Annotated in this window: 10 protein-coding genes and 1 tRNA gene; 3 read left to right on the top strand and 8 right to left on the bottom strand. The window is 56.2% G+C overall.

Annotated features, from left to right (window positions below; genetic code table 11):
* On the bottom strand, positions 1–773 hold a 773-nt coding region (locus EXR70_22900), incomplete at its 3' end, for a 2-oxoacid:acceptor oxidoreductase subunit alpha (GenBank protein MSP41345.1).
* 77 nt (positions 774–850) lie between these two features.
* Positions 851–1,711 carry a CBS domain-containing protein gene (locus EXR70_22895; protein MSP41344.1) on the bottom strand — a complete coding sequence of 287 codons (861 nt, stop codon included), beginning with the start codon at positions 1,709–1,711 and terminating at the stop codon, positions 851–853.
* A gap of 175 nt (positions 1,712–1,886) precedes the next feature.
* On the opposite strand from EXR70_22895, the gene clpS reads away from it, so the two are divergent.
* Genes clpS through EXR70_22880 form a run of 3 tightly spaced genes read left to right on the top strand, consistent with a single transcriptional unit; the run spans position 1,887 to position 5,770 of the window.
* Positions 1,887–2,201 carry an ATP-dependent Clp protease adapter ClpS gene (clpS, locus tag EXR70_22890; GenBank protein ID MSP41343.1) on the top strand — a complete coding sequence of 105 codons (315 nt, stop codon included), beginning with the start codon at positions 1,887–1,889 and terminating at the stop codon, positions 2,199–2,201.
* A gap of 1 nt (position 2,202) precedes the next feature.
* Positions 2,203–4,476, top strand: coding sequence for an ATP-dependent Clp protease ATP-binding subunit ClpA (gene clpA / locus EXR70_22885; protein MSP41342.1), 2,274 nt, complete (start codon positions 2,203–2,205; stop codon positions 4,474–4,476).
* A gap of 31 nt (positions 4,477–4,507) precedes the next feature.
* The gene (locus EXR70_22880) at positions 4,508–5,770 is read left to right on the top strand and encodes a M48 family peptidase (protein MSP41341.1); all 1,263 of its coding nucleotides are present in this window, start codon (positions 4,508–4,510) and stop codon (positions 5,768–5,770) included.
* A 41-nt stretch (positions 5,771–5,811) separates the two neighbouring features.
* Here EXR70_22880 and EXR70_22875 read toward each other — a convergent pair.
* From EXR70_22875 to priA, 6 genes are all read right to left on the bottom strand, one after another.
* Positions 5,812–5,888, bottom strand: a tRNA-Pro gene (locus EXR70_22875).
* A gap of 144 nt (positions 5,889–6,032) precedes the next feature.
* Entirely contained in the window at positions 6,033–6,686 is a 654-nt protein-coding gene (locus EXR70_22870; GenBank protein ID MSP41340.1) for a ribulose-phosphate 3-epimerase, read from the bottom strand.
* A gap of 5 nt (positions 6,687–6,691) precedes the next feature.
* Entirely contained in the window at positions 6,692–8,056 is a 1,365-nt protein-coding gene (gene rsmB / locus EXR70_22865) for a 16S rRNA (cytosine(967)-C(5))-methyltransferase RsmB (protein ID MSP41339.1), read from the bottom strand.
* Entirely contained in the window at positions 8,040–8,981 is a 942-nt protein-coding gene (locus EXR70_22860) for a methionyl-tRNA formyltransferase (GenBank protein ID MSP41338.1), read from the bottom strand. Before EXR70_22860 ends, rsmB begins: the two co-directional genes overlap by 17 nt.
* A 58-nt stretch (positions 8,982–9,039) precedes the next feature.
* Positions 9,040–9,582, bottom strand: a complete 543-nt coding sequence (gene def / locus EXR70_22855; protein MSP41337.1) for a peptide deformylase — start codon at positions 9,580–9,582, stop codon at positions 9,040–9,042.
* Between the two features lie 10 nt (positions 9,583–9,592).
* Positions 9,593–11,983, bottom strand: coding sequence for a primosomal protein N' (gene priA / locus EXR70_22850; GenBank protein MSP41336.1), 2,391 nt, complete (start codon positions 11,981–11,983; stop codon positions 9,593–9,595).
* Positions 11,984–12,271 lie beyond the last annotated feature (288 nt).

The raw sequence follows: 12,271 nt of genomic DNA, 5'->3' as shown, positions 1-12,271 counted from the left end.
TTGCCGTCGATCTGCTTACGTAGGCGGGGCAGATAATATTCCATCGATTCGGCCAAGGAACTCGACGGCGTGATCGGATACCAGCAAATAACCGACGCGCCGCCGTAAATGGCGCCCAGCGCCGCCGCGGTGTTGCCTTCGGTGATGATTTTGCCTTGGTTGCCGCCGGGAATCGCTTCCAGGCGCGCGATGCTCTGCTTGACGCCCTGTTCCTTGCAATATTGATAGCCGGCATCGATGCAAACCAGGTTCGATTCGATGACCGCGGGTTTTTTGCCAAAAGTGTCCTCAAGTACTGCCTTGATCACCGCCATGTCGATACCGAAGAGATAGGCCAAGGCGCCGACATAGACCATGTTGCGCTGCTTGGCGCGCAGCGGCGAAGCGGGGACGAGTTTGGCAACTAGTTTATTCGCCGGGAAACCGACGTACTGTACACCGTCGCGTTTGAGGCTGGCTGCTAGTGGGGTGGAATCGTCGTAAAGCAGGATACCCCCGTCGCGTACGCGATAAATGTCCTTGGCAGCGGTTGTATCGTTGAACATCACCATGACATCGATGACATCTTTGCGGCTCATGTAACCATCCGCGCAGGCGCGAATCTGGTACCAAGTCGGCAATCCCTGAATGTTCGATGGAAACATGTTCTTCGACGAGCAGGGAATACCCATCTTGAAGATCGCTTTGAAGAGAATGTTGTTAGAAGACGCGCTGCCCGAGCCATTCTCTGTGGCGATGCAGATGTTTAAGTCATTGATTAACAGTGTATCCAAAATACGACCTCATTGGGGCTTACTGGTAACTCTCCAATTCTAACATATACCCCTTGAAAGACAACGCTTTTCGCTTTTTATCCCGGCGTGTACTGGTCTTCTGAAGCAAGTTCTCGGGCCACTTCACGCCAACTCCGGCGCACCTGCTCGTCAATGTTAAATGCGCGGGCGTATTGAAGTATTTCCGGCATGGCGATGATGCCGGTGACCGCGCCGGCGGCGTTGGTGACGGCCATATTACGAATGTCGCGCCGGTACATCTCGGCGAGCACGTCGCCGACCAATTGAGTGGCTGGCATGGTGACCAGCGGCGCGGTCATTACCTGTTTAATCGCGGTGGCACTAAGATCTAAGGCCACGGCAGCGCACCGTTTGAGCACGTCGCGCTCGGTAAAAATGCCCACCGGCTTGCCGGCGTCGGTGACGATTACGGCGCCAATATTGCGCCGGTTCATCAGTTCGACCGTTGCAAAAATAGTGCTTGTCGCTTCGGCCGAGACCATCGGCCCCACCGCGATATCGCTCAAGGCGCGGGTTTCGCTCAGCACTTGGCCGAGCTCAACGGCGAGGTTGAGAATCCGGCGCATGGAAACGATGCCGATAATCTTACCGCGCCGGCCGCGCACCAACAGGTGGCGATAGTTGCCCTGGTACATTCTGGCAAAGGCATCGACGATATGAGTTTCTTCGTCCACCGCCTGCACTGGCGCGGTCATGACCGATTTGATATCGGATTTCTTGGTGTCGACGTTGCCGCCGATGACCCGGCGCAGAATGTCTTTTTCCGTGAAGATGCCGACCGGCACTTCATCGTCAGTAATAACGATGCGCCCAACGTCTTCGGTGACCATGGCCTGCATGACGTCAAAGATTGTCGCCGCCGCCGGCGCCGTGATCAGATGGGTGGTCATGATTTCGCTGACTTTATTCGAAATCATAAGGCACCTCCTTTGGAGCGTTAACGAACGTTTTCAAGGACCCGCGCTGTCAGCCGCAGAGGAGCCCACTATAACATGACCGTCGGGAAGAAAAGCAAGTTATCACCGTTAGGATTGCGACCCCCCGCACTGGCGTGTTAGATTTCTTGTCGTTAGCAGGAAAGTAACGCCGGTCATGAGCCGCAGGGAAAACGATTCTGAACATCAGCTAGTCACCGAGACCAAAAAAAAGGTCAAGCGGCCGCCCCTCTATAAAGTTCTGCTGCATAACGACGATTACACAACTAAAGAGTTCGTTGTGCAGGTTCTTCAGTACGTTTTTCACAAAGAGCAGACCGAAGCGGTGCAGATCATGCTCCACGTACATAAGAAGGGGATTGGTGTAGCCGGCGTTTATAGCTACGAAATCGCCGAGACCAAGGTGGGGCTGGTGGAAAACCTGGCGCGCCAACATGAGTACCCGCTCAAGTGCACGATGGAAGAGGCTTAGGATGATCAGCAAAGCATTAGAAGTCACACTCAATTTTGCTCTGACCGAGGCCAAAAACCGCCGCCACGAGTATGTCAGCTTGGAGCATTTGCTTTATGCGCTGCTGCGCGATCGCGACGGCAAAGGCGCTATTGAAGCGTGCGGCGGCGATGTCGAGCGGCTCAACAAATCGTTGGAAGAATTCTTCGATGGCCAGATGGAAAAGCTCCCAGCCGGCTTGGATCGCGATCCACAACAGACCTTGAGTTTTCATCGGGTGCTGCAGCGCGCGGTGATCCATGCCCAGTCGGCCGAGCGCAAGGAAGTGAACGGCGCCAATCTCTTGATCGCGATGTTTCGCGAGGCCGATTCCTATGCGGTTTATTTACTTGAAGAGCAGGGCATCACTCGCTACGATCTGGTCAACTTCGTCTCCCACGGCGTTTCCAAAGTCGGCGGCGACGAAGAACCGGCACCGGCGCGCGATGAAGATGAAGAACATGACGAAGAAGGGCGTGGAGCGAAGCGGGTCAATCCTTTGGAAGCATTCACTGTCAATCTGGTCGACAAAGCGAGCCAGGGCCATATCGATCCGCTAATCGGCCGTGGCGATGAAATCGAACGCACCATTCACGTGCTCTGCCGGCGGCGCAAGAATAACCCGATCTACGTCGGCGATCCCGGCGTCGGCAAGACCGCCATCGCTGAAGGTTTGGCGTTGAAGATTCACCAGGGCGAAGTGCCCGACGCACTCAAAAGCGCGGTGATCTACGCATTGGACATGGGCGCGCTGCTCGCCGGGACGAAATTCCGCGGCGATTTCGAAGCGCGTTTGAAGGGCGTGCTCAACGGTCTCAAGAAGCATCCCGATTCGATTCTTTTCATCGATGAAATCCACACCATCGTCGGTGCCGGAGCCACCAGCGGCGGCTCCATGGACGCCTCGAACATTCTCAAGCCGGCGCTGGCCTCCGGCGAGCTCAAGTGCATCGGCTCGACGACCTACCACGACTACAAAAGTTATTTCGAGCGCGACCGTGCGCTAGCGCGGCGCTTTCAAAAGATCGAAGTTCCCGAACCAAGTCAGGATGAGGCGATCAAGATTCTCGAAGGCTTGAAGCCGGCCTACGAAAAGCACCATGGAGTGCATTACAGCGCGGGTGCGATTCGCGCCGCGGTGAAACTTTCGGCCAAACATATCAACGACCGGCGCTTACCGGACAAGGCGATCGACGTCATCGACGAAGTCGGCGCCTCGGTCAAGATCCAACCGGTGGAAAAGCGGCGCAAGACGATCGTCGCCAAAGATATTGAAAAGATCGTCGCCAAGATCGCTAAGATTCCGCCGCGCAGCGTGTCATCTTCGGATAAGGAACAGCTGCAGAATTTGGATCGCGATTTAAAATTGGTGGTGTTCGGCCAAGATCCCGCCATCGAGATGTTATCGAGCACGATCAAGCTGTCGCGCTCGGGCTTGGGATTGCCGGAAAAACCGATCGGCTGTTTTCTCTTCGCCGGTCCCACCGGAGTCGGCAAGACTGAGCTGGCCAAGCAATTGGCGAAAACCATGGGTATCGAGTTTATTCGCTTCGACATGAGCGAGTACATGGAAAAGCATACCGTGTCACGCTTGATCGGCGCGCCGCCAGGCTACGTCGGCTTCGACCAGGGCGGTCTGTTGACCGACGGAGTGGGGCGCAACCCCCACGCGGTGTTGCTGTTGGATGAAATCGAAAAGGCCCATCCCGATCTATTCAATATTCTTTTGCAGGTGATGGATCACGCGACGCTGACCGACAACAACGGCAAGAAAGCCGACTTCCGAAATATCGTCTTGATCATGACCACCAACGCCGGCGCGAGAGAGATGAGCGGCACGCCGCTCGGCTTCGGCCTACGCTCCAATGTCAGTAAAGGCAAAGAAGCGATCGAAAAAATGTTCAGCCCGGAGTTTCGTAACCGGCTCGACGCCATGGTCACGTTCAATGCCTTGAACCAAGAAAATATCGGACGGGTGGTGGACAAGTTCATCATCGAGCTCGATCAACAGCTCAACGACCGCAAGGTTTTTCTCCAGCTCACCGACAAGGCGCGCCGCTGGTTCGCCGCTAACGGCTACGACCCGGCGTTCGGTGCCCGGCCCATGGCGCGCTTGATCCAAAACGAAATCAAGCGCGTGCTCGCCGACGAAATTCTCTTCGGCAAGTTGCAAAACGGCGGCAAAGTCGAAGTCGACGAGAGCGACGGCAAACTGGTGTTCAACTACAGCGCGGTCAGCGTGCCGGCGCCGGTTTAACTTTACTGTCGCAGTTTATCTCGCGTCCCGAATGGAACAGCTGCTGCTGACGATCTTTCTCGCGCTTTTCACCCTGGAATTTTTCATCGAATTCGGCCTCAACGAATTAAACCTGCGCCATGTGCAGTCCGGTCGCGGAACGCGGAAACTGCCGGAGTGTTTTGCCGGCAAGATGTCGGCGGCCGAGTACGACAAGTCCACGGAATACACGCTCGCCAACGGTGGTTTCCAACGTTGGGGCGAAGTTTACGGCCGCGTAGTGTCTTTGCTCATTCTTTTCGGCGCGCTTGGCGGTCTCGATGGATTGGCGCGTCGCATGGCGCTGGCATTCTCACTTGGAGATTACGGCCAAGGAGTCATTTTTTGTTTGGCCGCGGGCTTGTGTTTTTCTTTGACCAGTTTGCCGATGGATTGTTACTCGACCTTCGTGCTCGAAGCCAAATTCGGTTTCAACAAAACCACCGTCGGACTCTACATCAGCGACAAGTCAAAAGGCCTTGTGCTCGCAGTGGTCATCGGCGTGCCGTTTCTCGTCGTCGTGCTCTGGTTGATGGATGTGATGGGCGCCTACTGGTGGCTGTGGGCGTTCGCTTTCATCACCGCGTTCCAACTTGTGATGATCGTGATTTTTCCGACCTTCATCGCGCCGTGGTTCAATAAATTCGAGCCGCTGAAAGACGGCGAGCTGCGCACGCGCATTCTCGCGTTGGCCGAGCAATTGGGATTTAAAACCACCGGCATTTTTACCATGGACGGCTCGAAACGTTCGGGTCACTCCAACGCCTATTTCACCGGTATCGGCAAAGCCAAACGGATCGTCTTGTTCGATACTTTAATTGAGCAGATGACGATGGAACAGGGACTCGCCGTGCTCGCCCACGAGATGGGCCACTACAAGATGAAACATATCCGCCGTATGCTGATCGTGCAGACGATCTTTTCATTGGTCGGACTTTATCTATTGAGTTTGTTACTAAAAGCGCCGTGGTTCTTTCACGGCTTCGGATTGATGCCGTCCAACCACGTTGCCCTGGTGCTGTTCAGTTTAGTCTCCGGTCCGGCGACGTTTTGGCTCGGACCTTTGATGAACCGTTTGTCGCGTAAACATGAATATGAAGCGGACGGCTTTGCCGTCATGACTTTGCATGACGGTAAAGCGATGGAAGAGGCGCTGGTTAACCTGACGGTAAAAAATCTTTCGAACCCAAATCCTCACCCCTGGTATTCCGCTTACCACTACTCACATCCGACCGCCGTCGAACGGATCGCTGCGATTCGGCGCTGTGCCGTATGACAAATGCGGTGTTGAGAATTATTTAGCGAGAAGAAGAAAATTGGTCGGGGCGAGTGGATTTGAACCACCGACTTCACGGACCCGAACCGTGCGCTCTACCAAGCTGAGCCACGCCCCGACGCCGACAAACTAACACACCGCGGGGAGAAAACAACTGCCTCGCGGAGTGAAGCGATTCCAGATTACAAATTCCATATTCCAGATTGCCGAAGAGCCCTTTGGAATCTGGAATTTTGAATTGGTGGCGGGGGGCGTGGTGGGGCTAAGCCACCGCCTGCCGCATCTGACGGATGGTGTCCGAATAGTTTTGCGTCTTAAAGATTCCCGAACCTGACACGATCACTTCGCCGCCGGCTTGGACGACTTGGGCGATGTTGTCGGTTTTGATGCCGCCATCGACTTCGATCAGGATCGGCCGGTTGCCCGCGGCGATCAGAGTTCTCGCTTCGCTGATTTTCCCTAAAACATCAGGGATGAAAGCTTGGCCGCCGAAGCCGGGGAAGACGGTCATCATTAACAACATGTCGATGTCGGCGAAGCAGTTTGCGACTCGACTGAGCGGCACGTCGGGGTTGACAGCGATGGAGGTTTTTGCGCCGAGCTCGTGAAGTTTTTTCAATGTCGCGTTGGGATTGGCGCAGGTGTCGGGATGGATCGAGATCCAGTCGGCTCCGGCTTTGATAAATTCCGGCGCGTATTTGTCGGGATCGGTAATCATCAGATGGACATCGACGGCAACCGTCGTCACCTTGCGCACCCATTCGACCACCACCGGGCCGATGGTGATGTTGGGCACGAAGTGGCCGTCCATGACATCGACGTGGATCCAGTCAGCGCCGGCGGCTTCCACCGCCTGAATTTCATCTTTGAGCCGGCTAAAGTCGGCGGAGAGAATCGACGGAGCGATTTTCATCATGGCATTCAACTTTCCTTTCTCATGCGCGCGGCGAAAAAGCCGTCGGTGTTGTCGCGCTGTGGCAACGCTTGAAAATATTTTCCGCGCACCATGGCTTGCGCCGATGGCGGAAGATAACGCGCGGCTTCTTCTAACTCAAACTCTTTGTGCGTCGCGAGAAAGCCATCGACCCGCTGCTCGTTTTCGTCGCGGGTGAGAGTGCAGGTTGAATAAACTAGCACGCCGCCGGGTTTGAGATAGACGGCAACACGATCAAGAATTCTCGCTTGCAGTTGACTCAAGCGCTGGATGTCGCTTGCTTGGCGCTGCCATTTGATCTCCGGATGGGAGCGCAACGTGCCGAGGCCGCTGCACGGCGCGTCGACTAGGATGCGGTCATAGGGCGCGCTTAACTCAATCGTTAATTCTTCGGTGGCATCGGCGCGGCTGATTTGAATCGACGACAGGTTTAGCCGGGCGATGTTTTCGCGGATCCGTTTGATGGCGCGAGGCGCGTTGTCGAGCGCGATCACTTGGCCGCGGTCGTCCATCAATTCCGCGATATGGGTCGATTTACCGCCCGGCGCCGCGCAGGCGTCGAGAATCCGTTCGCCCGCCGCCGGCGCGAGCAGGTATGGGATCAATTGCGACGACTCGCCTTGGATTTGAAACAGCCCTTCGGCGAAGCCGGGAAGATTTTCCACGCTGCCGGCGGATTCGACGACAATTCCCTGGGGTGACAGCGGCGTCGCCTGCGCGGCGATGCCGTCGTCGCACAAGCGTTTAAGCAATTCCTCGCGGCGGCATTTAATTCGGTTCACGCGCAGAACCAGCGGCGCACGTTCGTTGTTGGCGCGCATGAGCGCGGCGGCTTCGCTCGCGCCGAACTCAGCGAGCCAACGTTGTACGAGCCATTCTGGATGGGACAGTTCCGCCGCCAGGGCGGCGCTAGAAGCATCGGTCATCAATGCTGGCGCGGCGAGATTTTTTTGCCGCAGCAAATTGCGCAGCACGCCGTTGACGAAGCCGGCGGTATTGCCGCCGCGTTGGCTTTTTGCCAGTTCGACGGCTTCGTTCACCGCGGCGTAATCGGGAATCCGATCGAGGAAAAATAATTGATAGACCGTGACGCGCAGGAGATTGCGAATGAAGCCGTCGGTGGCGGCCAATGACCGGCGCAACTTTGCGCCCAAGCGCGCGTCGATGTTGCCGCGCCAACGGAGCGTGCCGTAGGTAAGCTCGGTCAAGAGCGCGCGGTCGCGGTCGCTTAGATGGCTCGCCGTCAGCGCGCCGTCAAGCAGAATGTCGGCGTAGGCTTTTTGCGTGTCGACTTTGAAGAGGATCTCGCTGGCGAGGTGGCGGACGGTTTTTACTTCATTGGAGGCGGTCACCGAGTTTTACCCTCGCGCCTTTGATGAACTCGCTGCCGGCCAGCCGTTTTTTATTTTCCAACTGCACTTCGTCAAGCTCAATGACGCCGGCCGCCGTGGCGATCCAGAAACCGCCGGCGTCGGCGCGGATCACTTCACCGGGCTGACCGTTTCGCTCTGTGGAAATAGTCTTGGTTCGATGAATTTTTAGCAATTTGTCGCCGACGTGGGTAAAACTGCCAGGCCAGGGATCGAGACCGCGTACGCGCCGCTCGATTTCGAGCGCCGACTTGTTCCAGTCAATCAAGCCGTGTTCTTTCTTGAGAATCGGCGCCAGTGTCGCCGCGCTCGAATCTTGCGGGCGCATTAGCAATGTCCCGTCTTTGAGTTGGCGCAGCGTCTCTAAAAGCAACGCGGCACCGATGGGTGTCAGCTTCGCTTGCAGCGAGCCGGTGGTTTCATCGCCAGCCAAGGCAACCGCTTGCTGCAGATAAATGTCACCGGCGTCCATTGCTTCCACCAGCTTCATGGTGGTCACGCCGGCTTCGCTCTCGCCCTTAATGATCGTCCAGGCGGCCGGCGCGGCGCCGCGGTATTTGGGCAACAGCGAGTAGTGCACGTTCAAACAACCTTGGGACGGCAATTGTAAAATAGTTTTCGGCAGGATTCTGCCGTAGGCGACGACAACGATAATGTCCGGCTGCCATTGTCGCAACGCTTCGAGAAATTCTGGCGTACGGATTTTTTCCGCGGCGATGACCGGAAGGTTATGCGCTTCAGCGGTTTTGCGCACCGGCGAAGGATTAGTTTGCTGGCCGCGGCCCGACGGCCGGTCCGGTTGGGTGACCACGCCGACCACCGGATCTGGGCCTTGGATCAATTGATCGAGAGTGGCCGCCGCCACTTGCGGCGTGCCCATGAAAACAATCCGCCAGGGCGTTGCCATTAGGTGCTCTTGGAATTGGGAATTCGCGGCTGGTTCAATCAAGATCGCGGCGCGCGGCCTAGATCATCACGCGCGGATTTTCTTTCGGCGGCTCGGTGCCGCTGCGCAGCATTTTTTTTCGCCGCCGAGCGTAGAGATCGCGCTTCAGGCGGCTGATGCGGTCGATAAAAAGTTTACCGTCGAGGTGATCGATCTCATGTTGAAGCGCGACGGCGAGTAAGCCTTCAGCATCAATCTTTATTTCTTTTTCGTCGATGTCGAAGGCGGTGACTTGCACCTGGGCGGCGCGTTTGACCTCAGCGGTGAAGTCGACGACGCTCAAGCAGCCTTCTTCCCAGATGACTTCGCCTTCGCTGTGGGTGATCACGGGATTGATCAGCTTGTAGGTGAGCCTGCCGGGATTGTCGTGGTCGACGTCCAAAACAATCACCCGTTGGGATGCCCCCACCTGGGGCGCGGCGAGTCCGACGCCCGGCGCGGCATACATGGTGTCGAGCATGTCGCTCACCAGCTGGGCGGTTTTCGAGTTGATGTTCTTGACCGGCGCGGCGATTCGGTTCAGCACGGGCGCCGGGAATTTGAGGATTTCCAAAATCGCCATAACGAAAAATTCATAACATACTGTAGGGATCGACATCAATGTGGAGGCGCACGCTGCGCGATTTGGCTACCAGCTGGCGCCCTTGACGGGCGAAATCGAGCAGCGCCGCGCTTTGTTTGCCTTTGAGCAAGAGTTGCCACCGAATGCGATTGCGCAGTTTTTCAATCGGCGCCGGCGCCGGGCCGAGCACTTCGATCTGGTCGCGAAACTTCTCCGTGCTGTTTTGAAGCTGTCGAAGCGCTGCGGCCACCGCTTGGGCTTGGCTCTCCACTTCTGCCGCTTTAGGTCCGTCCAGGCGCAAACTGATCAGCCGGCCGTAGGGCGGATAATTCAACATGCGGCGAAACTCGCTCTCGGCATTGAAAAAACCTTTGTAGTCGTTACTGACTAGAAACTGCATTACATAATGATCCGGTGTGTAGGTTTGGATGATCACGCGGCCGGGATCGTCGCCTCGACCCGACCGGCCGGCGACTTGACTCAAGAGCTGAAACGTCCGTTCGGCGGCGCGGAAGTCGGGCAAGTTGAGCGACAGGTCGGCGGACAACGCGCCGACCAGCGTGACGCCGGCGACGTCGTGGCCTTTGGTGATCATTTGGGTGCCGACTAAAATGTCGAACTCGCCTTTGCCCCACTGGCGAATCAGCATTTCCTGGGAGCCGCGCTGGGTGGTGGTGTCGCGATCGAGCCGGGCGATGCGCGCATCGGGCACGAGTTCACGCAGGGCGGCTTCGATCTGTTCGGTGCCAGCGCCCACCGCGCTTAGCGATTCGTTCTTACACTCAGGACAGAGGTTGGTGATCGGCCGGCGGTAATCGCAGTGATGACAGGAGATGATTTTTTGCTTCAAGTGGAGCGTCAGAGTGACGCTGCAATAAGGGCAGCGCCAGAGAAAACCGCAGAGGCTGCATTGGACAAAATTGGCGAAGCCGCGCCGGTTTAAAAAAATCAACGTCTGATGTTTGGCGAGGAGGTTTTCGCGCAGCAATTTGATGAACAGATCGGTCATCACCGGCCGCTCGGCGCGTTTTACCCTAACTGTTTGGCTGGCGGTAGACGCATTCGTCGACGCTAATGTCTTGGCAAACTGCGTGCGCAGGTCGATGGTTTCAATTTGCGGCATGGCGCGTTGCTCGACGCGCTCGTTGATTTCGAGCAACTGATACCGGCCCTGGCGGCTGTTCTCGTAGCTTTCCAGCGCTGGTGTGGCCGAACCTAGAATGACCGGGCAGCCCAACAGTTTGCCGCGCACCACGGCGACATCCCGTCCGTTGTAGCGCAGACCGTCTTCCTGTTTGTAGGAGGTGTCATGTTCTTCGTCGACGACAATCAGACCCAGGTTGGGGATCGGCGCGAATACCGCCGAGCGGGCGCCGATGATGACATCGACATTGCCACGCAGAATCTGCCACCACTGGGCCCAACGTTCCGCGCCGGTCAAGGCGCTATGGAGCACGCCGACTTTTCCCGGATAGCGGCGGTTGACGCGATCGAGCAATTGCGGCGTTAAAGAAATCTCCGGGATCAAAATCAAACTGCGCCGGCCCAACGCCTGGGTCTGTTCGATGGCGCGCAAGTAGATTTCGGTCTTGCCGCTGCCGGTGACGCCATGGAGCAAAAAGGTTGCGAAATAATTTTGCTCGATGCTCTTAGCGATGCTCTGCAGGGCGGTTTGCTGTTCTTCGGTCAGGGTAAATCTTATTTCTGCCTCGGCTTCGGAGTTGAGCTGCGGCATGACAATGTTTTTTTTGCGTCGTTGCTTGGCCAAATGATCGTCGATAATGACCGTTCCGATCCCTTCCAAGCGCGCTAAGGCACGGTCAATATTTTGACTGGGAAATTGACGGTGCAAGGTTTTGACGGCGAGTTTACCCTTGTGCTGGGCCAGTGCCGCGAGCACCGATCGACAGAGTTCGTCATCAATAGACACTGGCTCGCCAGCCTTGAGGGTAACGGTTCTTTTGCTATCGCGGCGCGATTTCGGCGGCAGCATGGTCGCTAGGACTTCACCGAGCGACGCCAAATAGTATTGGGCAATCCAGTTCGCGAGTTTAATCAGCTGGTCGTCGATGATCGCCGCGTCATCCAGTACGTCAATGATGTCTTTTGCCTCAAACAGCGGGTTTTCATGAAGAATATCCCACACGACGCCGGTCATGGTGCGCTTCCGTAGGGGAATTAACACCCGCGAACCTGGTCCGGTTCGATCGACCAATGGGCCGGGAATTCTGTAGGTGAGCGGCTGAGTGAGTGGCGAGGGGATGACGACCCGAGCAAACTTCTGCGGTTCGTCCATGGCTGAACTACTATCGACTGCCGTAGTCAAAAGCAATCTTTGACAATTGTGCGGACTGCTCCTCCGAATGTCCACTTTCTTACCGTGTCTGAGCGCTCTGACCATTGGTAAGATCCAGAAAACTTACCAAGATCTCCCGTTCGCGGTCGTAAACGGCCGAAGTCGGATGAGCTGGCACTAGTGGCAGTTGCTTTGCATTAGTTATCCCTACCTGAACAGATAATTAAGTATAATTATTACTAATTTAAGGAACCTCTGAACAACTGCCCTGGAAGCAGGGCAGCGGAGGATAGATCGTTTTTTTCGTAATGAGTTACAGTTTTTTGCGAAGTTATATCAGATTACATTTTGCTCTCGCGGTTAATAGGGTCCTTAGTTTTGCCTCGATTTGCC

The sequence above is a fragment of the Deltaproteobacteria bacterium genome, assembly GCA_009692615.1.
In the GTDB taxonomy this organism is placed as follows: Bacteria; Desulfobacterota; Binatia; order UBA9968; family UBA9968; genus DP-20.
The sequence above is the reverse complement of the archived record's forward strand: the minus strand, read 5'-3'. Positions and strand labels throughout refer to the sequence as shown.

Coding starts and splice junctions, on each gene's coding strand:
- EXR70_22895 (MSP41344.1), bottom strand. CDS start 1,711: ATGATTTCGAATAAAGTCAGCGAAATCATGACCACCCATCTGATCACG.
- clpS (MSP41343.1), top strand. CDS start 1,887: ATGAGCCGCAGGGAAAACGATTCTGAACATCAGCTAGTCACCGAGACC.
- clpA (MSP41342.1), top strand. CDS start 2,203: ATGATCAGCAAAGCATTAGAAGTCACACTCAATTTTGCTCTGACCGAG.
- EXR70_22880 (MSP41341.1), top strand. CDS start 4,508: ATGGAACAGCTGCTGCTGACGATCTTTCTCGCGCTTTTCACCCTGGAA.
- EXR70_22870 (MSP41340.1), bottom strand. CDS start 6,686: ATGATGAAAATCGCTCCGTCGATTCTCTCCGCCGACTTTAGCCGGCTC.
- EXR70_22860 (MSP41338.1), bottom strand. CDS start 8,981: ATGGCAACGCCCTGGCGGATTGTTTTCATGGGCACGCCGCAAGTGGCG.
- def (MSP41337.1), bottom strand. CDS start 9,582: ATGGCGATTTTGGAAATCCTCAAATTCCCGGCGCCCGTGCTGAACCGA.
- priA (MSP41336.1), bottom strand. CDS start 11,983: ATGGTCAGAGCGCTCAGACACGGTAAGAAAGTGGACATTCGGAGGAGC.